Genomic DNA, 23,617 nt, shown 5'->3' with positions numbered 1-23,617 from the left:
GTCAGATCGACGTGCCTAGTTTCTCGCGCTGCCGGCGCGGCAACAGGCGAACCACAACTTCGCGCTCTGCCGCGAACGCGTAACAGCTGTCCACACGAAAACGACGCTGTGCGTCGTCTTCAGGGTCATCAGTCGACGCGAGGCGTAGCGGCGCGATGCCTTGCAGCACGGTCGTGGCCATGGGACCCAACAGCTCAACAATGTGCGTGCAGGACGCCACGCCCCTAAGCAGTTCGCGTACGCGCTTGTTCCAGCCTGCACCGATGCTGAGACCCACCAGCGCCTGCAGCGCAGTTGCAGCCCCCGGGCAGATGCTGAACGGAGTCGCCGACATTCTTGCATCCGCAGCATGAACTCGGAGCTCAGCATCTAGCACAAGGCGAACGGTGATGTCGTGCAGGTGGTGACCTGGCGGGGCATCCTCTTCAGCCAACAAGCGACGAAACGGGTGTGTCTTGGTGTCGACCAGTCGCCCTTCGACCTCGAAGAGGCCGTCACTGCGACGGTAAAATCGCAAGTCGACGTCGCGGTGGTGCAACTCTTCGCGAGTCACTGTATCTGTATTCATGGAATCTCCGACCTCGTGAGTGCTTCATCCCATCGCAGCACGGAAGATGCGCATGTAATTGCCACCCGCGATCTTCCCCGCCTCTTCGGGCGTGAATCCGCCACGTAACATCGCCGCGATCAGGTTGACCCACTGCGCATAGTCTTGCAGCGCACCGGGGGCGACTTGTTGATCGGTCCCCACGCAGACATGGTCCACCCCGATGATGTCAGCCATTTCCTTCAGTCCCTCGACGTACTTTTCCAGGTCAGGAAATATGGCCCAGATCCCGACGGCACCACCGGTCTCTGCAATCGCCCTCGCATGGTCCGCACTCACGCAACGGGCGACCAATCGGGTCGATGCCATCGCCCGAGAACCGGCAAGCGCGGTGTGTGAAAGCAGCAGCGGCTTGGTAGAGACTCTCGCCGCGGCTTTGGCCGTTTGTTCAGTGGCGTGTGCAACATCGATGATCATTCCCAACCGATGGCACTCCCGAATCACCTCGACGCCAAGTTCGGTCAATCCTTCGTGCGTCACGACGCCCATCTGGAAGTCACCTATATCGTTTGGGGTGTAGTGCACAAGCTGAGCCGAACGGATGCCGCGCTGGTGTGCTTCCTCCAATCGCTCCAGCTTCCCTTCCATGAAGTCCAAGCCTTCAACGCCTCCGACCAACGACGGCTGGCCTGCGGCGTGGGCCGATGCCAGGTCGGCTGCTGTCAATGCGCGCTGCAAGCCATGGTGGGTCACCATCTCGTCAACCCACGCGAGTCGTTCTAGATGGTGCCTGTAGAGTTCACCCGGCTTCGGCGAACGTGTGATGCCTGTGACCCCCGCTGCATTCCTGCCAAGAAGAGGCTCGTCCGGAATTTCCGACAGGCACACGGCGGCAAGGGAGCCGGCCCGCATCCCGGCAGCGAGCGTCCCGTTAGGAGCGGCCGGCGAGTAGATGCCCTGCGGTCCGCCGTGCGTATGGACATCTACCGAGATGTGTTTGCGCAACACCGCCAACGCTTTAACGCCAAACTCGGCAACCCGGGCCGCTTCGGTCGAACCGTTGGGTCCGACATCGCCGTTGAGAATGGCCTGAACAGACGCCATCGGCGTGCTCCAGATCGAATGGTGGCACGGGGTGGCAAACGAGTGAAAATGAGCGCAGCACATAGCTTGTCAGACGGTAAACGTCGCAGTCAATTTGGCTTAGTATTACTGCGAAACGGCGGTCTCACGTCCAGCGAGTGACTTCTCCCACACGATCGCCTCCTCCTCATACTCCTTGGAGAACTGCGCCGGCGACGACTCGACCAACGTGCCTGCGCCTGCGAGGCGAGCCTCCAACAACTTGCGCCCCGGTTCATCCGCATACAAGGCTCCGAAGGTGCGCGCAATGACGTCGACCACTGCCGTGGGCGTGCCCTTGGGCGCAAAGATCCCGCCCCAGGATATGGGCAGAAAGCCCTTGTAGCCGACGGCTTCTTCGAGCGTGGGTACGTCCGGCAGACGAGCGAGTCGCGTACTGTCGATCACCGCGAGCGCATGCAACTCCTTTGAATCGATCTGACCTTTCACCGAGAGATACCCGCTTATGGAAAGTTGCGTATCGTCGCGCAGAAGACCCAAGATCATTGGACCCACGCCACTGTAATCTATTGTCGAATAGCGCAATCCCATCGGATTCGCCAGAGCCGACATCGAGACGGTGAAGAACGACGCGGGACCGGCTCCGCCGAAAAAGATCCCTTGCTGCGTGGATTTACTCAACTCCACCAACTCGGCCATCGTCTTCGCGCGCTGCGCCGTTTTCGCATTGGTGACGAACACGACCGGCGTGTTGAAAACACGGTAGACCGGTATCAAGTCCGTCAGAGGATCGAAGCGGAGCTTGGGGGCTGTGTACTTTGCCAGGAGCATACTCGGACTGGCCATGAGAAGCGTGTGGCCGTCGTTCGCGGCCAGCGTGTACTCGGTGCCGATGATGCCCCCCGCGCCCGCCTTGTTCTCCACGATGACTGGCTGCTTCCACATTGCCTCCAACCGAGGCGCCAGAAGGCGAGCGACCATGTCGGTCTGCGAGCCCGGGCCGGTACCCACTACGATTTTCACCGCTTGGGTGGGCCAGGCGGGTACCTGGGCGAACGCTAAATGCGGCAACAGGGAGGCGGCTGCAGCGACCAGCAGGAAGTTGCGGCGGCTCGAATAAGTGTTCTGGAATTTCATTTGTCTCACTCTAGTTATATAAAAAATCATCGTCGAACAACGCTATGGCGGCGCTCAGGTCACGGCAGTCAGCCCGAAGCTGAGTCACTGAATCGTAATTTCGGCGCCACAAATCGAAAGTAGGGAGTCCATAATGTGGCTGTTTTTATGCATTGGCCGAACAGAGCCTTCGCCCACTAGTCTCCTAGCAACTGTTTTGCAATCATGTTGCGCTGAATCTCGTTCGCCCCCTCGAAGATTCGCATGACCCTCAACTCGCGGTAGACCCGCTCTACCACCATGCCTTTGATATAGCCCGCACCGCCAAAAATCTGTAAAGCTCTATCCGCAATGCGATTGGCAACTTCGGTGCAGAACACCTTGGCGTAAGAGGACTTCAAGCGCACGTCCACGCCGGTTTGCAGGCCCCATGCCGCTTCCAGCAGCAGCATTCGTGCGGCATGCTGCTCCATCGCCATATCGGCCAACATGTGCTGCACAACTTGATGGTTCGACAGTGGTTGACCGAACGTCACGCGATCCTTGGCGTACTGAAGCGCGTGCTCAAACGCGATCTGGCTGCCACCCAGCGCTTGACAGCCAACGTTGACCCGAGCCTCGTTCAGCCCCGATACCGCGTAGTAGAACCCGCGGTTCTCCTCGCCGAGCAAGTTCTCTGCAGGGATCTCGCAGTTGTCAAACGTCAGTCCGTAGACACCGTTCGTCATGAAGCCCATGGTGCGAATGGGCTTGCTCATGCTGAAGCCGGCAGTCGTCGGCTCTACGAGGAATGCCGACACGCCATCGCGGCCTTTGCTCTGGTCGGTCTTGGCAAACACAAGAAACAGGTCGCCGCGTTCGGCGTTCGAGATGTACGTCTTGGCACCTTCGAGGACCCATCTGTCGCCCTTCTTCACCGCAGTTGTTCGCATCGCTCCGACGTCTGATCCGGCGTCCGGCTCGGTCAGCGCGAAGCAGGCGGTGGCACCAGCCGCGATCCGTGACAGCCATTTGTCCTTTTGTTTCGCCGTGCCGTGCAGGAGCAGCAATTGTGGGATTGGCCCCAATGCCTGGCGTATGGACGGCCAGAACTGCGGCGGCATGCGCGCGAGTTCCATCTGGATCAATGCCAATGTGACTTTGTCCACAGGGGTCCCACCAAACTCCTCAGGGATGGACAACCCGTAGTAGCCCATCTCCCGCAAGGTTTCGTCCACGTCCTTATGCACCTCGTTTGTCTCGTGGAAGTGCTGCTCGTACTCGAGCAAATGGTTGACCACTTTGTGCGTAGACGCTTGCATGGCGAGCGAGTCGTCAGAAAGTTTGAAATCCATAAATTTCCTTGATGAGGTCGTTGGACGGGTTAAAGGTCAACACAGGCGCCGGACTCAGATCCAACGCGTAAAACTTTCCACCGGCTCTCGCGAGGTTCTGTAGGTATTCACAGGCGCGGACTCGTCTGCGTATCCCAGTGCCATGCCGCAGACCAGCATTTCGTTGGCGCCCGCGCCGATGAACGGGAGGACGATCTTTGCGCAGTTGTTCCACGCCGCCTGCGGACAGGTATGCAGGCCTAACGCGCGTGCCGCCAGCATCAGCGTCTGCAGGAACATGCCGTAGTCGATCAGCGAGCCGCGGCCCATGACGCGGTCGATGGTGAACATGAGGCCGACCGGTGCGTCGAAAAAGCGGTAATTCCGTTGCCCCTGCGCATGCATTTTGTCCTTCTCACCCTTTTTGATCCCGAGGTGACCGTACAAGGTCCAGCCATTGTCGCGCCGCCGATCGATGTAAGGTGAGACCCACTCTGAGGGGTAGTAGCCGTCTACCTCACCGTACTCAGCGGTCAGGGAAGAATTGTCACGGGTCGCATCGTGTGCAGCACACACCTGAGCCACGAGAGCATCCCGACGATCGCCTTGCAGAACGTACACTTTCCACGGCTGGGTGTTCGTGCTGGACGCAGCGCGACTCGCGACCCGCAGGATTTCTTCGATTTTCTGGCGCGCGACCGGCCGGTCAGGAGAAAACGCGCGGCATGAGAAGCGGCTCTCGATGGCCGCCATCACGCTGGCCGGATCCCGAACGACTGCGTCGATGTGGGACATAGTCACGAGTGTCTCCATGGTGTTCACCATCTCAGACCGTACCTGCCTGACGCAGCTCGGCAATCTGCCCGGCCGAGAGCCCTGCCAGTTGACGCAGAATCTCATCGGTGTCGGCACCCAAGGCGGGCGCCGGTTTGATCGGCGAGGAGGGTGTCCCGCTGAACCGTGGTTGTACGGCTGGCATTTTCAGCTCGCCGATCTGTGGGTGCTTGACGCTGGCGATGGTGCCTCGAGCCGCATAATGCGGGTCCGCAACGATGTCCTTGATAGAGTAGATCAACGAGTAAGCGAGGCCTTTCTCTTCGAGGATGCGGCAGACATCCAGCACTGGCAGCGACTTGATCCATGCGGCGACGATGGCATTGAGCTCTTCGACGCACGCCGTGCGTTTCGCGTGTGTCGAATACCGCTCTTCGCCGCCCAGGGCCGGAATGGCCTCGCACAGCCGACCGAACATGCGATCGTTGGACACGGTCAGAACGATGTAGCGTCCATCGCAGGTTTCAAAATGATCGCCAGGGGCTGCCGCGAAGTGCAGGTTGCCCGTGCGCTCGCGCGACAGTCCCAACTTCTCGTAAGCTGTGATCATTACGTCGGTGAAGCGGAACACCGTTTCATACAACGAGAGGTCGATTTGCTGACCTTCGCCACCGCGCGTGTCACGGTGGTAGAGGGCCACCATGATCCCGAAAGCGCCAAACAACGCAGTCGAGTAGTCGGCCAGCGCGGTGCCCAGTTTGACCGGCGCACGGTCCGGATAACCCGTGGCGTATAGCGTACCACCCATCGCCAGGGCGATGCGGTCATATCCTGCGCGCTTTGCGTATGGGCCTGTCTGGCCATAGCCAGAAACACTCAACATCACGAGTCTTGGGTTCACTTCGCGCAAATGCTCCCAAGAGAGGTTCCATTTACCCAGGATGCCGGGACGGAAATTCTCCACGAGCACGTCCGCGTGCTTCAACATTTCTTTCAGGACCCGCTGACCTTCGGGTTGGCGCAGGTCAAGCGTCACGGACTTCTTGTTCCGACCTTCCACGTTCCACCATAGGCTCTCGCCTTCTACCGACGGCCCGATATGGCGCAGTGAATCCCCGCGGCCTGGTTGCTCGATCTTGATCACCTCAGCACCGAGGTCTGCTAGCAGGGTTGCGGCGACCGGGCCTGCAACCATAGTGCCAATATCGATCACGCGGATACCGGCCAACGGCCCTTTGTCTTTCGATTCCATACTTCTGTTTCCTTCAAGTCGTCGATACCAAGTCACCAGAAAGCGATAAAGACTCAGTTGCCCGTGAACCGTGGGGCGCGCTTCTCCTTGAACGCCGTGAGCCCTTCCACTCGATCCGAGGAGAAATGGTGCAGGTTGCTCAGGGCCCGCTCGTAACGCAGCGCAATCGGCAGTGGTTGGTCCACGGCATCATTGAGGGCCTGCTTCATTCTGGCCAGCACCAGCGGACTCTTGACCGCCAGTTTCTTGGCGAGTGCCGACACAGCATCGACAAAGCCGTCATCCGCGACCACCTGACTCACCAGTCCAAGCGTCTTCCATTCGCTCGCGGGCAGCATCTCTCCCGAAAACATGAGGAGCTTTGCGTTGTTGAGCCCCACCTTTCTCGGCAGACGCACCGTGGAGCCCGCACCCGGAAAGAGCGCATAGTTCGAATGAGCATCGCCAAGGCGGGCAGACTCGGCGGCAATCACGACATCACATGCAAGTACCAGCTCTAGTCCGCCGGCGACCGCAATTCCGTTGATCGCTGCAATGACCGGCCGGGGGGAAGCTTCTATTAGCTCCGTTAGCGCGCCAATCGCTTTGACAAACTCAGCGCCGCTTTCTGGACGACTCCTGGCGGGATCCTTCAGATCGGCGCCTGCGCAGAAGGCGCGGCCCTCACCGGTCAGAACAATAACGCGAACGTCTGGGTCGTTTTCCGCATCTTTTATCGCCGTCGCCAATGCATTGACGAGCGACAACGTTAGCGAGTTCAATGCCTGCGGTCGATTCAGTTTCAACCATAGAACGGCTTCGCTCCGCTGTTGTTGCAGTTCATCTGTTTTCGTTGCTGTATCCATTTGTCTCTCCTAAGGGGTTTCGATTTAAGTAGTAAATGAGATGGCTCGCTAACGCAGACCCAGCGACTTCGCTACAATGCCGCGCAGCACTTCTTTCGTCCCGCCGCGGATAGTGCATGAAGGTGCGTGCAGGATGACGTTGGCCAGTGCCGAGCTGTATGCGTCAGATGCGCCGGGCTCGGTCTGCAGAACTAGCCGGAGGTTCTCGGGAATCTCCTGTTCAAAGCAGGTGCCAAGGTCCTTAACCAGAGCCGCATGCAATGCGGCATCTTGCTCATCGGTGATCATCGTGGCCACCGAGCGCGACATCCGTCTTAGCGTCGAAAGGTGAGCGACGAGGCGCCCCACAGTCCTAGCGCCTTCACTCGATGGCCGCTGCTTGAGCACGGCAACGAACTCTTCAACCGCACCCATGTGGGACATGAAGCGATCAGGCCCGCTTCGCTCGAACGTGAGCTCACTTGTGACCTGTTGCCAGCCTTGCCCTTCTACGCCAATGAGCGCATCGTCGGCGAGGAATACGTCCTGGAAGTGAACTTCATTAAAATCGTGGTCGCCGGCGATGTTGACGATCGGCCGGCATGTGATTCCTGGTGTCTTCATGTCGACCAGGAACTGGCTCAGGCCAGCATGCCGTACTTCACTCGGAGGCGCCGTCCGGCACAGCAGTATCATGTAGTGAGTACGGTGTGCACTCGAGGTCCAGATCTTGGCGCCATTCACGACCCAGCCACCGTCAACCTTTGTGGCGCGCGTTCGCACCGACGCGAGATCCGAACCCGAGTCCGGCTCGCTCAGACCGATGCAGAAATAGCACTCTCCGGCGGCAATGCGGGGAACGATCTCCTCGCGCTGCCGTTCGTTGCCAAATCTCAGCAGTAGCGGTCCACTCTGGCGCTCCGCCACCGCATGCGCGAAGATCGGTGCGCGCACGGCAAGCAATTCCTCAAGGACAACAAGGCGTTCCATTAGCCCGTAGCCGCCGCCACCATATTGCTTGGGAAAGCCCATGCCGATCCAGCCTCGCTTGCCGAGAGCCTTGCTGAACTCAGGATCGAAGCCGCTAAACGAAGCAGCGCCGTGCCGATCCCCATGCCAGCCATCGAGGAACTCGCGCACCTCAACCCTCAGCCTTTCGCCGATCTCGGATTGCCGCGGGTGCGGAAAAGAGAGATTGTTCATTGCGTTGCTCCCACGGATTCGGCTGCTGCACCGCTTGCGCTCGTTTCGGTCGGGACCATTGCATGCCAAAGGGTCTGTCCGACATCTCCTGCCAGGATCTGCTCGCCAAGCTCGCGAGACCAGAATGCTTCGTTACCGCACTCGTCCCGCCATGACCAGAGCCGCTTGGTGAATTGGTGCAACTCGTGTTCTTCCGTGAAACCGATTGCGCCGAACACTTGGTGCGCGATCGCACATGCCTGGCTTGCTGCCTCACCAGTCCGGATCTTCGCGCTGGGGGCTGCAACGCTTTGCGTTAGCGGCTTACCACCCCCAGCAAGCCATTCATCAATTGCTTCGCCGCCAGCCTCGGCTGCCGCACGCGCAGCAGCCGCCTGCGTTGCCAGATGGGCAATGTTTTGCTGCACTGCCTGAAATTTACCGATCGGTCGTCCGAACTGAACACGAAGGTTGGCGTATTCAACTGCCAACGCTAGCGAACGTTCGATCGCCCCTGCCATAAGCGCGCTACGTAGAACAGCTGCAAGGGAAAGCAGCTCGCGGGCATCGAAGGGAGCGGCAACAACAGCCAGCGGCACAACATCATCGAGAAGCAGTGTGTCGCGCGGCTCACCGGCGAGATTGCGACCCGATGAGATGGAGACCCCTGCTGCATCGCGGGCCACGACGATCAGTTGGGCGCCCGTACCGGCCCCCAAAATGAATGCGATATGCGTGCATGCTCCCCCCCATGGCACACGCGGAAGTGTGCCATCAACGCGCCAACCGTCGAGAGAGCGACTCGCCCGAATTTGCTCGTCGTGTGTCGACACAATGGTGGGTAAAGTCGCGCCCTCGACACCTGCTTGATCCAAAAGCCAATGTCCGACCATCGCTTCCGCCAGCGGCGCGGGCGCAGCGTACTCACCCGCAAGCATCAGAATGCCGCATGCATCGGTCCAACGCAGGGCCGCGCCGCCCTTGTGCTCTGGCAACAGAGCCTTATCGAATCCGGACCCTTGCAGCACTTCCCAAACATTGTCAGGCTTGTCTGCAAAGATTCGGAGGGCCGCCTCATGCAGCATGCCTCTTGTCTCGTCACCCATCACTTGCTCCTGGTGGTTATCCGCATCACGTCAAACTGGATCCCAAGTGAAAATGTCGCGCGATTTGTCCAACGGGAAGAAGGAGGGCTTCATCATGGATAGCGCCACGTCGAGACACGTATCCACGGTCCAGCCTTCGCTGCGGTGCGCAGTGCGAATCGGCCGTGGCTGCGAGAACAGATAGATCTCGTTGTTGCGGACACCGAAGATCTGGCCGGTCACATCGCTGGCTTCATCGGTCAGCAGCGCGCAGGTGAACGGAGCGATCTTGGCTACCTCCATACGCTGGTTGACCAACGTGCGGGCCAACCCTTCCGGCGTGTCAGTCGGGATAGAGCTCACCATGCGAGTGAAGGCAAACGGAGCGATGCAGTTCGACCGAACGTGGAAGCGCTCCATATCAAGCGCGATCGATTTCGACAGCCCGACAATGCCCATCTTGGCTGCAGCGTAGTTGGCTTGCGCGACATTACCGATCAGCCCAGATGTCGAGGTCATGTGCACGATTGCACCAGCCTCCTGGCCTTTAAAATGCGGCGCAACGGCGCGGGCCATATTGAAGCAGCCCTTCAGATGCACTTTAACCACGGCGTCGAAATCCTCTTCCGTCATCTTGTGGAAGATTCCGTCGCGTAGATTGCCGGCATTGTTGACCAGCCCGTCGATACGCCCGTAGGTATCGAGTGCATGCGCCACAATCTGCTGGGCCGAACTCCATTCCGCCACGCTGTCTATGTTGGCACTGGCCTCGCCCCCCGCGGCGCGAATTTGTTCGACAGTTTGTTGTGCCGGTCCGGCGCTGTGGGCGCTGTCGCCATCCATGCTCACGCCCAGGTCATTCACGACCACCCGCGCGCCCTGACGCGCCGCCTCAAGTGCGATTTCCTTGCCCACGCCGGCGCCTGCGCCGGTCACCACAATCACTTTTCCTTGCAGTCGTTGTGTCATGGCCGCCTCCGTTATGCAGTCAAAATAGAGACAACCGCCACGGCGGACTCGTGACCAACCTGGCCTCCCGAGTTTTGCGCCAGGGCTACCTTGGCCGACGGACGCTGCCGCTCGCCTGCTTCGCCGCGCAGCTGCTGGACCAGCTCCGCGATCTGGGCCGTACCGGTGGCGCCGATCGGATGGCCTCTGCTTAGCAAACCGCCGCTCGGGTTGACGGAGATCCGACCGCCGATGTCCGTGGCACCGCTTCTGAGCAGCTCTGCGCCCTGTCCTTCAGGACAAAACTGCACGACCTCGTAGTTGATGATCTCACCGGGAGCCGAAGCATCATGAACCTCGGCAACATGGACCTCATCGGGACCGATCGAGGCATCCTCATAGGCAGCTTTCGCCGCGCTGACGGAAGCGCTCGGCTTGGTCGGGTCGGCCATCCCTGACAAAAGTACAGAGGTCGCCACCCACACTGGCCTGGACCCTGTCAGTTGCGCGGCAACGCGGCTCGAGACGAGAACGATCGCAGCCGCGCCGTCTCCGATTGACGAGCACATTGGAAGCGTAAGTGGCTGGCTGATCATACGGGCGGTCAGCACCTCTTCGACCGTCGTCTCCTTACGGAATTGCGCGTATGGGTTCAGAGCCCCAGCACGCCGGCTCTTGACAGTGACCCGGGCAAAGTCCTCCGGCGTCGTCCCCGTCGCCTCCATGTAGCGCCGCGTGCGCTCCGCATAGATGTCCATGAAGATGGACCCACTGCCGGATCCGATATGCGACGGCATGACATCTTCCTTGTCCACCGCGCCACCAAATGCCCCGAACGACACCGCCTTGTCAGGATGGCTCAGTTTTTCCGCACCGATAGCCATGGCCACGTCGGACTGACCACTGGCGACCGAATGCCAGGCAAGGTGAAAAGCCGTGCTACCGGTTGCGCAGGCATTCTCGACGCTGACCATGGGCTTGCCCAAAAGGCCGGTGTATCTCAAAGCGGCTTGAGCACGCACCATCTCTTGGCCCGTGATAAGTCCGGCCGCCGCGTTACCGAAAAAAACGCGGTCGACGCGCTCGGCTCCGATGCCGGCATCTGCCAGCGCGTTCCGTACGGCTTCTTCCGCCGAAGTCCGGACCGAGCGGTCGATATATTTGCCAAACGAAGTCATGCCAATTCCAACGACTGCGACGCGCGTGGTCATGGTCTCTCTCCAATCAAAGTTATGTGAAGGTCAAAAAGGGGTGCCGGCAGATGCAGCAGAGTCGAAGCTGGCGCAATCAGATTGCGCTGGGGTTGTCGTTCTTGCGGCGGGCGGGACCGTCGTACTCCACCTGGTCCAAGCTGATCTGCCGCCAGCCGGGCTCGCGTACGGACTCCTCGAAGGCATGAGCGAACAGGCCAGCAGTGCGGGGGACAACGATGAAGGCTCGAGCCAGCCGCCAGTCAAAACCCATGTCCGAGATGAGTGCGCCTACTGCCGCATCGATGTTCGCCAGCAACGGTCGTTTTTTCTTCTTGATCAGCGCTTTTTCCAGCTCTCGAGTCATCCGGACATGGTCACCTGAAATCCCATACTCTTCAGCCAGAGCAAACAGCACTTTTCCGCGAGGATCGCCCTCGGGATGCTGCGGATGACCGAAACCGTCCAGCCGCTTGTGATTATTGACATACTCTGTCGCCACGTCTTCATAGCTACGTCCGCTGGAGGCTGCCTCGGACACCAACTTTTGGATGTAGCGCGAGAACTCTTCACCGGCCCCCCCGTGAACGTCGCCAAACATCATGGCACCGGCTGCGACCGAGCACTGGATTGGCACGCCAGCTGCTTGCACAAAACGGGTGACTGTCGAGGACGGCGAAATGCCGTGATCAGCGACCGAGATGAACATGGCATTGATGATCTTCGACTCGTTACCCTTGGGAAGCTCTCCCTTGTAGAGCAGATACACCATGGCACCAAAGTCGATCTTGCCGACGAGATCAGTGAGGACGTCATAGCCCCTGACCAAAGTACCTTCGTGTGGTGTCGGGTCGCCGATAGCGGTGCGCCAGTATTTGCGATCCGCGGTCTTTGTCATGTCAGTCATGCAGTGCTCCATTTCAATGAAAGGTGAAAGCAGTCCAGATGGAACTCGAACTCGTCAGGGCGGATCGTATTCCCGGGCGTCTAATCTCAAAACCTGCATATCCACAATGTGGATGTTTTAACTAAAATTTCCGAATAAACTCTCGATAAAATCCCGTATTACGGCCTGTACTACCTCACCATGTCCACGATATGATCGAAATCATGAACAACACAGATTCACGCGGAACACAGAGCATCGATCGCACGATCGGTGTGTTGAAGCAAGTGGTTGCCCATGGAGCTCACGGCTTGACGGTGGCCGAACTCGTGGCGCTCAGTGGGCTTGAACGCCCCACCATGCATCGCATAGTCCAGGCCCTGGAAAGACAGGGCTTGTTGAAGCGACCCACTGGGTCGAAGCGCTATGTGCTGGGTGACTACTGCCGCCAGATGGCGGCTGCTTTCGCTGACCGTGCAGACTTGAGAACAGTGTGCGAACCGGCACTAAAAGGGATTGCGGATGAGACGGGAAACAGTGCGTTCCTCATTGCTCGAATCGGGTACGAGACAATCTGCCTTGCCCGTGTGGTCGGCTCCTACCCTGTGCAAGTGCTGACAGTCAACGTCGGCAGCAGGAATCCTTTAGGTGCAGGTGCAGGCGGTCTCGCCATCCTGTCGACGTTGCCGTTGGCCGAGCAAAACGAATGCATTCGCGCGAATGCGAAGCGGCTGAGGAGTTACGGCTCGCTGACAGAGTCGACGCTGCGCACGCTCATTCGCGAAACCCAACGCCGCGAGTATGCAATCATCGGGCACTACAACGTGCCCGGCGTCATCGGGATAGGAATGGTGATGCGTAACGCCGCTGGCTCCGTCATGGGCGCGATCACCACATCCTCAATCGACAGTCGGATGACCAGGGATGACCAACAGGCAGCCGCCATATCCATCGCGAAACACATTGCAAGTATCCAATCTTCGCTGGACATACTCTAGTGCTGGATTTCGCAATACGACAAGGAAAGGCGAGTCATCGGTATCGGGACGCTTGCCCACCGGCACCGCCGGCACCGCTGCTATGATCCCGTCTGGGCTGACGACATGTCGTGCTCCGACGGTTGCCGTATAGGCGCAATGATCCCGCCGCTGCCCTGCTCTTTTTATGCCGGGCACATGCCGCCGGTTATGCTTTTCTTACGAGTTTGCCGTGAATTTTCTAACCAATCTTGGCTCATCGCTTCAGTTCATCGCTTTTGCAAAACAGCAACTACAGGGCCTGCACGCTCTGATTGATGCCAAGCAGATCCCCGTCGAAAAGTCAGAAGACTTCTTTGCGCAGACCGCAGCACTGGAGCGAGCCCTGGGCGACCAGACATACGGCCAATCGCTCAACCGCTACCATTCGGCCAAAAAAGGTCTCGTCGTGGCTGCTGGCGTGATTCTGGCGATCGCGCTGATCATTTACGGGCTATCGATGTTTGGACCGACCAGCGGTCTGATCAAGGGGCTCATGTCTGACTTCATCCTGTTTGCGATCACCATCAGCATTGCGGCGGGTTTGCTGCTGATTGGGATCATCGCCGGCTGCTTTTATATCCGCTCACTGGAAACGAAGCTCCTAGGCAAAGACCTCAGCGCCCTGTGGGCCAGGATCCTGCAGCGCTGGGCGCCCGAGCTGACTGCAAAACAGGACTTCGCCACCATCGATCCTGAATCGATTGCGCAGTTCGTCACCGTACAGGCGAAGATCCAGGACGTGAATCTGGATCTGAATTAAGCATTCAACGATTCGGCCGTCCCGCCTCTCTCGCCACGCGGCATCCGTGCCTTACGGGATTTTTTTGCAGAAAGCAGCTCGATCAAACACAACGCCACAAATTCCTGTACAATAGCGGGCTTGGCTGATCACGCCTACGGCGCAATGGCAGAGTGGTTATGCAGCGGATTGCAAATCCGTGTACGTCGGTTCGATTCCGGCTTGCGCCTCCAGTACGATCAAGGCTCTCAGAGATGAGGGCCTTTTTCTTTGTGTACCTGTGTGGGGAAATTCTGACATTCGACCGCCGCTATACTGGTTCCAACTTGGGCGCCAATCATGTGCGGTCGCATAGTGCAGAAGTCTGGCCCGATGGATTACGTCGAGCAGAGCTTCACTGACTTGGACCGTATGAAAAGAACCGAGTGTAGCGCTCGGTCAGCAGTCGACGCTTCGAGGACAGTGAGCTCGGAGGAGGTGTCGGAGCACGAGCTGCCGGACGCCATTGATCCCAGTACCGGTCGTCCAGGGCTGAATATTAGGGGACACGCCTCAATTCCGGCTGGAAATACTGTTTGTAAAAGCAGCATTTTGACCATAAGCGAGATCCGACCAAGAGAACTGAGTTACGGATCGGGTTGAACCAACCCAACAGCGCTGCCGACGTCTCTACGCGCTGCGTCAATCAATCTATTGCGACATTGGCATCTACGACACCGAAAATAGAATCCATCTTCGTCATGCTCGGCGTCCGTTTCTCCAGCCTTCACCGCTGCATCACAATGTCTGCAAATCCACATCGCGCCTCCCGCACATTGACTGGTGACGCCCGCCCTACTACTTGAATAAGAGGGCTATTCGAGCTCTCACCACGGACGCATCAAAACTGCTTTGGACCAACTCTCGGTTAAGAACCTTCTGACGAGCGTCGTCGGGAAGCTCGTCCCACAAGCAAAGAACCGACGCGCCCAAAAACGCAAGAATGCGCCGATCTGCCTCCTCCAACTCCTCTATTGCCAATGATTTTGCTAGCTCAGCAATTTGCGACCCGCCCTCACCATCCCATCGCTCATTGTCCGACTGCTGCGTTGACTTGATCATTTCGATCTCCTGAAGTCGGAAGTTCAGTATATAGCTGCCTTAATGATTAACTGTTTCAAATAATCGCTAGGTTATCGAGCAACAGGAGCGCACCGTGAAGAGGTGGCATTCAGCCACAATAACCCAAGAGGTACCATCATGACATTCCCAACCCGCTTCGCTGCTTCCGTTACTCCTAATGAGCCCGACGAGAAGCAAGCACCTAGCCATTCGCAAGAGCAGCAAACGCAAGAGCAGAAAGACGATGCCGCGCGCAAGCAAGCCCAAAGCGATCCGAACAAGCAACGCACCCCTCAGTAACGCAGCTGGGTAATCTAACCCAAGCTCTGGCTCGCCTTTGGCTCCAATCGTAGACCGCAAGCGATCTATGTCTTTGAAGTCGAACCAAGCGGCATCACGCACGACAAACACTGTAGCTGGCTCATCGCCCGGACGCGAGAGCCAGTGGCAGGCGTGTGCCCACCTACGATCTACAGTAACGAACGATCTACGGGTGCAATCAAAAGTTTTTCGCTCGTTCAAGGAGCACTCAATGAATAGCCCAAACGACACTGATTCCAAGTTACAGCCTGGAATCAAAGCACCTCTGCCTGCCTCGGGCGATGATTCGAATAACCTCCCGCAAGGCAATGCAAAATCACTGGGTGACGACGACAATCATTGGTTTGATTCTATACGCACTGCAACTACGCATAATTTGGAAAGTGCAGCGGACGCATCAAGCGACTTCGCGCGTAATAATCCATGGAAAATGATGGGTATCTGCATTGCGGCGGGCATGGCACTTGGAGTCTTGGTCAGCCTCCGGTAAGCCGCTCTTGCAACACATGCAATGAGACCCGGTACTCATCCGCCAGTCCCCAGCAAAACTGTCAATGCGCGTCGACACGTTAACGCCCCGACCAGCCTTACAGCGCAGTGTGCAGCGGCCGGATTGTGAGCGTCCTGCCATCATCAATTGCGCCCTCCCCAGCCGCCGACGATAGCCGCCCCATCGCGCAAATCAATGAGACCGCTGCTCTGCCCGGGATTGTTCCGCCGCTTTCACAAATTTCTCGAGCGATGCCTCAATGCGAGGCATGATCCCAGCCTCATCGGTGGAACCTATCACGTCGGTTGGAATTAGCGTCAATGGCCGCTGGCCACGCTCACGCCAAATATAAGAAACCTTGACCTGTCGATCCTCACCGATCGCGACGAGAAAGCCGAACTGTGTCATCACTTGAGATGGCAAGATATCTGCAACGTATGCGAAGCTCAACTCCGCGCCGACGAATGAACTGTGATCGTCGCGAATACGATGGACTTCCGCCGTATAACCGCCAGCCTTGGCCTCCGCCTTTTCTACTTCGAGATATTGGACAATCGCTTCGAGTAAGGCACCTGCCTCCGTTTCCAATGTCTTCAATGCCGCTTCGCGGCCTGCTTTAGCGTCTAGTTCCGTTGTCTTTGCAGCACGAAGCTGGCTCTGTCGTTCTTCATCAAGTTTCTTGAACACGCTCATGATGTTCTCCCGTGTATAGGAACTACTTGTATCACGCCACCGGCAACGAATACTCTCTGTAAAAAAAATGTCACCAGAAAGGAGCCGCAACCGTGACAAGACTCGGAACGGATAGCCCCAGTTCTCGTTGAATTTAGAGGTCGCAAAGAGTGCCTCACTTGCCCGTCTTGGCCAGTAACTCGGATTTCTTTTGACCTCCCGCCGTGCTGCCAAAATAATAGGCAATGATCTGCGTCCACGCAGTTCCCAACGATCCCAGCAGGATGTAGAGCGGTTCCCTGCTGCCCTCGGGAATGACGGCAAACACCATAATGGCCAGCATGCTGAAAAAGCCGCTGGTCACCAGAAAAGCCATCACACGTGGCGTCCAGTCCTGTCGATCGACCTCGCGCTGCCTGGCGCTGGCACGGTCGTCCGCTGCGATCTTCTCAAGATCTGCGTCATTCTTGAATCCAAGCTCAGCCATACGAGCCGCAAACTCCTGCGCGGATTTCTTCAGCTGCAAAAAAGTGTCTGGGCTAGCAGTCGCCAGCTTTTTCGCGATCTCAGCGTCAGTCGCGTCCGCCCTCAAGCCAAGTGCCTCAGTAATTGTCACAACCGCTGCGCCGGCTAACGGCCTGCCCAGGGCGGTGGCCAACATCGGCGCCAGGTTCCCCAGCGCTCATCGCTGGGGTGGTCAAACGTCACGCGCGAAATGCCTGTCATCACCAGTACCAATGTCCTAACTATCAAGCGTTCTGGTTAAATGGAACGTTTCGTACTGCTGATCATCGGCTGTCTTTTATGGACCTGTCTGTTAAACAAGCGATGGCCAAATGGCCTAATGTCCCTGCGGTGTACGGTTGGCTTTCGCTGGACGAACGCGGGCGCTGGCATATCCACGAGCGAGGCGATGCCGCTGAAGGAGGCACGGGCGAGCTCATCACCAGCCCGCAGATCGTGGCGTTTATTGGCCGCAACTACGCCGCAGATGATCAAGGACGTTGGTATTTTCAAAACGGCCCGCAACGGGTTTATGTCCGATTGGATGCTGCGCCGTATGTTTTACGCGTAGCGGACACGGGGCTGAGGTTGATCACGCATACCGGGGAAACTGTCCGCGCCATCAAGGCATGGTGGCTGGATGAGACTGGCCGGCTCTATGCGCAGACGGACCTGGGCCTCGGACTGATAGACGGACGGGATCTGGAATCCGTCCTCGCTCCTCTGCGCGTCCTGCCCGGAAACGTCCCATTGCTGGATGTCCTGGAGGACAGCGAAACGCAGACGGAAAAGGCGTCCTGGCAGGTCAGCCATCCCAGTTATCCCACCCCTGTACCGCTGCACAATGACGCCAGCAGATCGGCGCTGGCCGCTGACCAGGGTTTTGTGGCAAATCCGTTACCGGAATAGACGGATGCACGCCGGCCCGGCCATCACGCCACCCGGCGTTTGCGCGTTTCCTAGAGAGCCCGGCTACCGGTAGAATCAACGGCATGACCGACCGACCGCCCCTGACCTATTTCCCCGCACCGCGCCGCACACTTTTTTGCAGCCAATGCGGTTCGCCCATTCATCGCCGCGTGCCCGAGGGCGACAACCGCGAGCGCGATGTCTGTGATCATTGCGGCGCGATCCATTATCAGAACCCTCGCATGGTCGTAGGCACGGTGCCCGTTTGGGAAGACCGCATTCTCTTGTGCCGGCGTGCGATCGAGCCGCGCTACAACACTTGGACCTTGCCAGCCGGTTTCATGGAACTCGGGGAAAGCACGGCCCAAGGCGCCGCTCGCGAGACCCTGGAAGAATCCGGTGCGCGCATCGAGTTGGGTCAGCTGTTCACCATCATCGACGTCCCGCAGATAGACCAGGTACATATCTTTTACCTGGCACAGGCTCTGGGCCCCGAGCTGGATCCCGGACCCGAGAGCCTGGAGGCACGCTATTACGACGAATCCGAGATTCCCTGGGACGACTTGTCGTTTCGCACCGTCAGTACGACGCTGAAGCAGTATCTCGAGGACCGCCGCCGGGGCCATCTGGGCTGTCATCATTACACGCTGGACTGGCACCGCTGAATGTCGGCTCCGCCATCGTCTGTGATGGCGTACCGGCCTTTCTCACTTTCTCATCTGGACCGTTTGAATCGTCTTGCTGAACCGTGAAGCTTCCCTGGCTCGCTCCCGACACCCCGTTTCCGCCCGTTGAAGGCGCGTTAGCCGAGCCGGCCGGACTGCTCGCCGCTGGCGCGGATCTCTCACTCAACCGGCTGCAATTGGCCTATTCGAACGGGATTTTTCCCTGGTACAGCGCGGGAGAGCCGATTCTGTGGTGGAGCCCCGACCCGCGCATGGTGCTGGCTTGCCAGGACTTTGCTCCGTCGCACTCGCTGCGCAAACGGCTGCGCCAAATCGAACGGGATCAGTCTGGACCAGCCCCTCGTGTGCAAATACGTGTCGACACCGCATTCGACGCGGTCATAGCGCGCTGCGCAGCGCCGCGGGACAGTCAAGCGGGAACCTGGATCACAGCCGAGATGCAACAGGCTTACTATGCCTGGCATCTGGCGGGCGGGGCCCACAGCATCGAAACGTGGGTGGATGAAACCCTGGTGGGCGGCCTGTACGGCATCAGCCTGGGTGGCATGTTTTTTGGCGAGTCGATGTTCACGCTGGTCCCCGATGCCTCAAAAGTTGCGCTGGCGTATCTGGTGACGTTCTTGCGCCGCCATGGCGTGCAGTGGATCGATTGCCAGCAGCAGACCCGGCACTTGGCCAGTCTGGGCGCCCAGCCGGTGCCGCGCGCCCAATTTGTCGAGCATGTGCGGCAAGCGGTCGGGTTGCCCGCTCCTCTTTGGCGTCCAGGGCGGCTGGACAGCGCCGGCAATATTCACGAGCTGACTGGCCTGGACTGAGCCCGGCCGAGACCGGTTGGACGCCCGCCGATCTGGACCAGACGGGATAACGCTCAGCCGGGCTTGGCAAATCTCCGCTGATCAGGCCTGATCTCGACGGAAACTTGTCATCTCTGGCAGCCGCGTTAAGATGATCACTCGACTGCCGTCCGACGTCGGGGCGAACTGCCAATGAGTCAACTTAAAGAACTTCCTTTTGCCACCCTGCAGTTTTATTCGACTGCACCGTATCCATGCAGCTACCTGCCTGATCGCCAAGCGCGCTCACAGGTCGCGGCGCCCGGGCATTTGATCAACGCGGGCACGTATTCGCAACTGGTGGAACAGGGATTTCGACGCAGCGGTCTGTTTACGTACCGCCCGCACTGCGATAACTGCCGGGCTTGTGTGCCGGTGCGCGTCGATACGGCCAATTTCACACCCAACCGCAGCCAGCGGCGCGCCTGGCGTGGCCATCAGGCGCTGCGCGCGTTTGTGGCGGAACTGGCGTGGTCTCCCGAGCACTATGAGCTGTACTCCCGATATCAGCAGGGTCGCCATCCCGGCGGCGGTATGGACGACGACAGCCGGACACAGTATGCCCAGTTTTTGTTGACCAGCCGTGTCAATACCCGTCTGGTCGAATTCCGCAATGCAGACGATGTCTTGATGATGGTGTCCATTATCGATGTCCTGGATGACGGCTTGTCGTCGGTTTATACGTTTTACGATCCAGATGCCCAGGGCAGCCTGGGCACCTACAACGTGCTGTGGCAGATCGAGCAATGCCGTACGCTGAATCTACCGTGGCTGTATCTGGGCTACTGGATCCGCGACAGCCGAAAAATGGCGTACAAATCCAGCTTTCGTCCGCTGCAAATGCATCTGGACGGCCATTGGCAGACGGCCTCACCCGATTTGGTCTGAATTTATCTGTCCAACCGCGCAAACTGGCTACAATTGCGCTCCATGTCGATCCTCTTTCAAGCCTACCCCCTGGCGCGTCCGGCCTTGTTTGCCATGGACGCGGAAACCGCCCACGAAGTCACCTTGGCGGGCCTGCAACGCGCCTATGACTGCGGCGCCACCCGCAAACTGATGCACGCCCAGCCGCAGGCGCCGTCTACCCTGATGGGATTGACGCTACGCAACCCCGTGGGACTGGCTGCCGGGCTGGACAAAAACGGGGCGTATATCGACGCATTGGGTAATCTGGGATTCGGCTTTGTCGAGGTCGGAACGGTCACGCCACGCGCTCAGCCGGGCAACCCAAAGCCCCGCATGTTCCGCTTGCCTCGTGCGCAAGCGCTGATCAATCGCCTGGGCTTTAACAACCTGGGGCTGGACGCCTTTATCGCCAATGTGCGCCGCAGCCAGTGGCGCAGCCAGGGCGGCATTGTGGGACTGAACATCGGAAAAAACGCGGACACGCCGATCGAGCGGGCCGCGGACGACTATCTGATCGGTCTGGCCGGCGTCTATCCGCACGCAGACTATGTCACGGTGAATATTTCTTCGCCGAACACGCAAAACCTGCGTGCGCTGCAGGGCGAGGATGAATTGAGTGCATTGTTGGCACGCCTGCGCGACAAGCGCGCGGAGCTCGCCGACCAACATCAGCGCCATGTGCCGCTGGCGGTCAAGATCGCGCCTGATCTGTCTGAAAGCCAGATCGACACGATCGCCGACCTCCTGCCACGTTTTGGCATAGACGGCGTCATTGCCACGAACACGACGCTTTCGCGGGATGCCGTGACCGGCCTGAACCATGCCAATGAGGCTGGCGGCCTGTCGGGCGCCCCCGTGCATCAGCTATCGCTGGCCGTCATCGCGCGCCTGCGTCAGCGGATGGGCGCCGATGCCAGCATTATCGGTGTGGGCGGGATTCTGTCGGGCAAGCAAGCCAAGGAAAAACTGGAGGCAGGTGCCAATGCGGTCCAGCTGTATACCGGACTGATTTACCGCGGGCCAGCACTGGTCAGCGAATGCGTGCAGGCTCTCAAGGCCGCATAGCAAAGCAAGGCTCTGCTGCTGCGCCCTGACGTAGCGAAAAAAAAGCCACCCCGTGGGGTGGCTAATTCCAGCTCTGCTCTGTCACTCAACAGTACTACAACAAGCTGTATGCCGACAACAGTTCGGCATCAATCTCGCTAATTAAGCACGACGGGCGGCACGGGTCGTCTTGCCGGCAGCTTCGGCGGCGTCAGAAGCCGCCTTGAACGTGGCGTTGGCCGCAGCGTTCAGATTGGATTCGGCGACTTCGACAGCCTGCTTGGCGGCCTTGCTCAGCGAGTCATAGGCACCGTTGGCAGTAGCCAGAGAGGATTTCAGCAACGCGACGGCGCTTTCCGAGCCAGTCGGCGCGTTCTTGGAAAATTGCTCGACAGCGTCGGCGACCTGTTGTTGGCCTTCGGCGATTTGAGCCTCGGCCAGCTTGGCCAGCTCGCCCTGCACGCCGGCAACGATGTCATACACATGCTTGCCATAGGCCAGGGCCTTTTCAGCGCTGGGCTGCACCAACGAGGTGGCGAAAGCCGTGGCTTCCTGGGGGTCTTTCACGCCGAAGGCTTGTTGCGAAGTCTGAGCGACTTCGTCGAGCGTGGCTTTGACGACCTTCAGATTCAGATCGACCAGCTTTTCAAAGCCGGCAAACAGCGTCGCCTGAGTGGCGGTCAGCGCATTCAGGGCGGATTTCTGGCGGTCCAGAACTTGTTGGGGGATTGCAGTCATGGTGGTCTCCGGTAAAAATGCCGGGGCGCCCGGCTATGGCGATACGTTGCGACAAATAAGGGGAAATAAACGTGCTCGGAACCGATATTTGAAGCTAAGGCCGGCGCGTTTGCTGCACTGCACAAACATCATTCTACGTACTTAAAACCGACTGTCAAGCACTTTTGGTGCAACGCAACAGGTTTAGCCCCAAATCGGTGCAAACAGCTAGAGGACTATTTGTTTCAGGGGAAATCCCCCGGTGACGGCAACCGTATTGTTTTCTACACTCAAGACCACCTGATGACACTCCAAGAAAGACGCATCAGTCCAAGCTATCAAAATTGCCGCCTATCCCGCGGCGCAGGAGACCCCATGAGATTCATCCCCCGTACGCTATCGGTACTGCTGGCTACCAGCGCTCTTTTTGCTGCTGGCGCTGCCCAGGCAGAGTATCCCGAGCGCCCCATCAGCATGGTTGTACCGTTTGCCGCTGGAGGCCCCACTGACAACGTGGCTCGTTCGCTCGCCGAAGCCATGCGCCCCACGTTGGGGCAAAGCGTCGTGGTGGAAAACAAGACCGGTGCCGGCGGTACGATCGGCACCTCGTTCGTCGGCCGCGCCGAGCCCGATGGCTATACCGTGCTGCTGATGCATCTGGGCTACACCACCGCCCCGTCGTTGTACAAGAACCCCGGCTATGACCCCGACAAGACCTTCGCTCCCGTAGGCCTGGTGGTGGACGTACCCATGACCGTCATTGCGCGCGAAGATTTCCCGCCCAACAACATCAAAGAGATGGTCGAATACGTCAAGACCAACAAGGACAAGATCTCGTTGGCCAACGCCGGGATCGGCGCGGCCAGCCATCTGTGCGGCACGATGCTCGTCGATGCGCTGGGCGTGGACCTGCTGACCGTTCCCTACAAGGGCACCGCGCCTGCCATGAACGATCTGCTGGGTAAACAGGTCGACATGCTGTGCGACCAGACGACCAATACGTCGCAATACATCACCTCGAAAAAGGTCAAGGCCTACGCGGTCACGAGCCTGAAACGCGTACCCACGCTGCCTGATCTGCCCACGATGGACGAATCGGGCTACAAGGGCTTTCAGGTCGGTATCTGGCACGGCATGTGGGTACCCAAGAACACGCCTCAGCCTATCGTAGACAAGCTGGTCAAGGCACTACAGGCCGGGATGGCCGATCCGAAATTCAAGGAACGTATGGCGGGCCTGGGCGCGGAAGTGCTGAACGACGAAGCCAATCCCAAAGCACTGGAAGCCAAGGTCAAGCAACAAGTGCCGCAATGGGCTGAACTGTTCAAGAAAGCCGGTGTAGCACCGCAATAAACCTGCACGCCGCAGGCGCTTCAACCAAAAGGCCTGAGTCCGGGGTTATCCGGGCTCAGGCCTTTGATGTTTTTGTGCTTGGCGCGATATGAAAAGTGCGCCCCAAGCTCCCGGCGATGC

Annotated in this window: 26 protein-coding genes and 1 tRNA gene; 11 read left to right on the top strand and 16 right to left on the bottom strand. The window is 58.7% G+C overall.

Translation table 11 applies throughout. The features are described 5' to 3' along the window. Position 1 precedes the first annotated feature (1 nt). The 12 genes from ACYVIT_RS25240 to ACYVIT_RS25185 form a co-directional block, all read right to left on the bottom strand. Positions 2-568: a DUF2889 domain-containing protein gene (locus ACYVIT_RS25240; protein WP_415805751.1), complete on the bottom strand. Its 567-nt coding sequence runs from the start codon at positions 566-568 to the stop codon at positions 2-4. Between the two features lie 24 nt (positions 569-592). Beyond that, entirely contained in the window at positions 593-1,651 is a 1,059-nt protein-coding gene (locus ACYVIT_RS25235) for a dipeptidase (RefSeq protein ID WP_415805750.1), read from the bottom strand. Positions 1,652-1,756: 105 nt separating this feature from the next. Continuing rightward, positions 1,757-2,767, bottom strand: coding sequence for a tripartite tricarboxylate transporter substrate binding protein (locus ACYVIT_RS25230; RefSeq protein WP_415805749.1), 1,011 nt, complete (start codon positions 2,765-2,767; stop codon positions 1,757-1,759). 176 nt (positions 2,768-2,943) lie between these two features. Further along, on the bottom strand, positions 2,944-4,080 hold the full coding sequence (locus tag ACYVIT_RS25225; RefSeq protein WP_415805748.1) for an acyl-CoA dehydrogenase family protein: 1,137 nt from the start codon (positions 4,078-4,080) through the stop codon (positions 2,944-2,946). Between the two features lie 54 nt (positions 4,081-4,134). Then, the gene (locus ACYVIT_RS25220) at positions 4,135-4,854 is read right to left on the bottom strand and encodes a nitroreductase (protein WP_415805804.1); all 720 of its coding nucleotides are present in this window, start codon (positions 4,852-4,854) and stop codon (positions 4,135-4,137) included. Positions 4,855-4,885: 31 nt separating this feature from the next. Continuing rightward, positions 4,886-6,085: a CaiB/BaiF CoA transferase family protein gene (locus ACYVIT_RS25215; protein ID WP_415805747.1), complete on the bottom strand. Its 1,200-nt coding sequence runs from the start codon at positions 6,083-6,085 to the stop codon at positions 4,886-4,888. Between the two features lie 53 nt (positions 6,086-6,138). Then, the gene (locus ACYVIT_RS25210; RefSeq protein ID WP_415805746.1) at positions 6,139-6,930 is read right to left on the bottom strand and encodes an enoyl-CoA hydratase/isomerase family protein; all 792 of its coding nucleotides are present in this window, start codon (positions 6,928-6,930) and stop codon (positions 6,139-6,141) included. A 48-nt stretch (positions 6,931-6,978) separates the two neighbouring features. Continuing rightward, positions 6,979-8,112, bottom strand: a complete 1,134-nt coding sequence (locus tag ACYVIT_RS25205; RefSeq protein ID WP_415805745.1) for an acyl-CoA dehydrogenase family protein — start codon at positions 8,110-8,112, stop codon at positions 6,979-6,981. Further along, positions 8,109-9,197, bottom strand: coding sequence for an acyl-CoA dehydrogenase family protein (locus tag ACYVIT_RS25200; protein ID WP_415805744.1), 1,089 nt, complete (start codon positions 9,195-9,197; stop codon positions 8,109-8,111). Before ACYVIT_RS25200 ends, ACYVIT_RS25205 begins: the two co-directional genes overlap by 4 nt. Before the next feature lie 30 nt (positions 9,198-9,227). After that, entirely contained in the window at positions 9,228-10,145 is a 918-nt protein-coding gene (locus ACYVIT_RS25195) for an SDR family NAD(P)-dependent oxidoreductase (RefSeq protein WP_415805743.1), read from the bottom strand. Positions 10,146-10,156: 11 nt separating this feature from the next. Further along, positions 10,157-11,335: a thiolase family protein gene (locus tag ACYVIT_RS25190; RefSeq protein ID WP_415805742.1), complete on the bottom strand. Its 1,179-nt coding sequence runs from the start codon at positions 11,333-11,335 to the stop codon at positions 10,157-10,159. Between the two features lie 76 nt (positions 11,336-11,411). Further along, complete coding sequence (locus ACYVIT_RS25185) at positions 11,412-12,221, bottom strand: citryl-CoA lyase (protein ID WP_415805741.1); 810 nt, start codon at positions 12,219-12,221, stop codon at positions 11,412-11,414. A gap of 203 nt (positions 12,222-12,424) precedes the next feature. Between ACYVIT_RS25185 and ACYVIT_RS25180 the strand changes: the two genes are divergently transcribed. The 3 genes from ACYVIT_RS25180 (at position 12,425) to ACYVIT_RS25170 (ending at position 14,191) form a co-directional block, all read left to right on the top strand. Continuing rightward, positions 12,425-13,198: an IclR family transcriptional regulator gene (locus ACYVIT_RS25180; RefSeq protein WP_415805740.1), complete on the top strand. Its 774-nt coding sequence runs from the start codon at positions 12,425-12,427 to the stop codon at positions 13,196-13,198. Positions 13,199-13,409: 211 nt separating this feature from the next. Continuing rightward, complete coding sequence (locus tag ACYVIT_RS25175; RefSeq protein ID WP_415805739.1) at positions 13,410-13,979, top strand: DUF6097 family protein; 570 nt, start codon at positions 13,410-13,412, stop codon at positions 13,977-13,979. Positions 13,980-14,117: 138 nt separating this feature from the next. After that, positions 14,118-14,191: transfer RNA gene (locus tag ACYVIT_RS25170), tRNA-Cys, on the top strand. A 604-nt stretch (positions 14,192-14,795) separates the two neighbouring features. Here ACYVIT_RS25170 and ACYVIT_RS25165 read toward each other — a convergent pair. Then, positions 14,796-15,059 carry a hypothetical protein gene (locus ACYVIT_RS25165; protein ID WP_415805738.1) on the bottom strand — a complete coding sequence of 88 codons (264 nt, stop codon included), beginning with the start codon at positions 15,057-15,059 and terminating at the stop codon, positions 14,796-14,798. 138 nt (positions 15,060-15,197) lie between these two features. Between ACYVIT_RS25165 and ACYVIT_RS25160 the strand changes: the two genes are divergently transcribed. After that, positions 15,198-15,359 carry a hypothetical protein gene (locus ACYVIT_RS25160; RefSeq protein WP_415805737.1) on the top strand — a complete coding sequence of 54 codons (162 nt, stop codon included), beginning with the start codon at positions 15,198-15,200 and terminating at the stop codon, positions 15,357-15,359. 232 nt (positions 15,360-15,591) lie between these two features. Further along, positions 15,592-15,870, top strand: a complete 279-nt coding sequence (locus ACYVIT_RS25155; protein ID WP_415805736.1) for a glycine zipper domain-containing protein — start codon at positions 15,592-15,594, stop codon at positions 15,868-15,870. Positions 15,871-16,062: 192 nt separating this feature from the next. On the opposite strand, the gene ACYVIT_RS25150 is transcribed toward ACYVIT_RS25155, so the two are convergent. Together ACYVIT_RS25150 and ACYVIT_RS25145 are read right to left on the bottom strand one after the other, a co-directional pair. Beyond that, positions 16,063-16,563, bottom strand: coding sequence for a hypothetical protein (locus ACYVIT_RS25150; RefSeq protein WP_415805735.1), 501 nt, complete (start codon positions 16,561-16,563; stop codon positions 16,063-16,065). A gap of 154 nt (positions 16,564-16,717) precedes the next feature. Then, complete coding sequence (locus ACYVIT_RS25145; RefSeq protein WP_415805734.1) at positions 16,718-17,200, bottom strand: hypothetical protein; 483 nt, start codon at positions 17,198-17,200, stop codon at positions 16,718-16,720. Positions 17,201-17,346: 146 nt separating this feature from the next. Between ACYVIT_RS25145 and ACYVIT_RS25140 the strand changes: the two genes are divergently transcribed. The 5 genes from ACYVIT_RS25140 (at position 17,347) to ACYVIT_RS25120 (ending at position 21,448) form a co-directional block, all read left to right on the top strand. Next, positions 17,347-17,955: a DUF2946 family protein gene (locus tag ACYVIT_RS25140; RefSeq protein ID WP_415805733.1), complete on the top strand. Its 609-nt coding sequence runs from the start codon at positions 17,347-17,349 to the stop codon at positions 17,953-17,955. A gap of 83 nt (positions 17,956-18,038) precedes the next feature. Then, the gene (locus tag ACYVIT_RS25135) at positions 18,039-18,620 is read left to right on the top strand and encodes an NUDIX hydrolase (RefSeq protein ID WP_415805732.1); all 582 of its coding nucleotides are present in this window, start codon (positions 18,039-18,041) and stop codon (positions 18,618-18,620) included. An 83-nt stretch (positions 18,621-18,703) separates the two neighbouring features. After that, the gene (aat, locus tag ACYVIT_RS25130; protein ID WP_415805731.1) at positions 18,704-19,456 is read left to right on the top strand and encodes a leucyl/phenylalanyl-tRNA--protein transferase; all 753 of its coding nucleotides are present in this window, start codon (positions 18,704-18,706) and stop codon (positions 19,454-19,456) included. A gap of 171 nt (positions 19,457-19,627) precedes the next feature. Next, a complete protein-coding gene (locus ACYVIT_RS25125; protein WP_415805730.1) occupies positions 19,628-20,362 on the top strand; it encodes an arginyltransferase in 735 nt (244 codons plus the stop codon). Positions 20,363-20,404: 42 nt separating this feature from the next. After that, positions 20,405-21,448, top strand: a complete 1,044-nt coding sequence (locus ACYVIT_RS25120; RefSeq protein WP_415805729.1) for a quinone-dependent dihydroorotate dehydrogenase — start codon at positions 20,405-20,407, stop codon at positions 21,446-21,448. A 141-nt stretch (positions 21,449-21,589) separates the two neighbouring features. On the opposite strand, the gene phaP is transcribed toward ACYVIT_RS25120, so the two are convergent. Next, the gene (phaP, locus tag ACYVIT_RS25115; protein ID WP_094820013.1) at positions 21,590-22,165 is read right to left on the bottom strand and encodes a TIGR01841 family phasin; all 576 of its coding nucleotides are present in this window, start codon (positions 22,163-22,165) and stop codon (positions 21,590-21,592) included. Positions 22,166-22,519: 354 nt separating this feature from the next. On the opposite strand from phaP, the gene ACYVIT_RS25110 reads away from it, so the two are divergent. After that, a complete protein-coding gene (locus ACYVIT_RS25110; RefSeq protein WP_415805728.1) occupies positions 22,520-23,497 on the top strand; it encodes a tripartite tricarboxylate transporter substrate binding protein BugD in 978 nt (325 codons plus the stop codon). The last annotated feature ends 120 nt before the right edge of the window (positions 23,498-23,617 follow it).

It is taken from the genome of Bordetella muralis (genome assembly GCF_054781015.1).
Note: the sequence above shows the minus strand (reverse complement) of the source record. Positions and strands in the feature narration are given on the sequence as shown.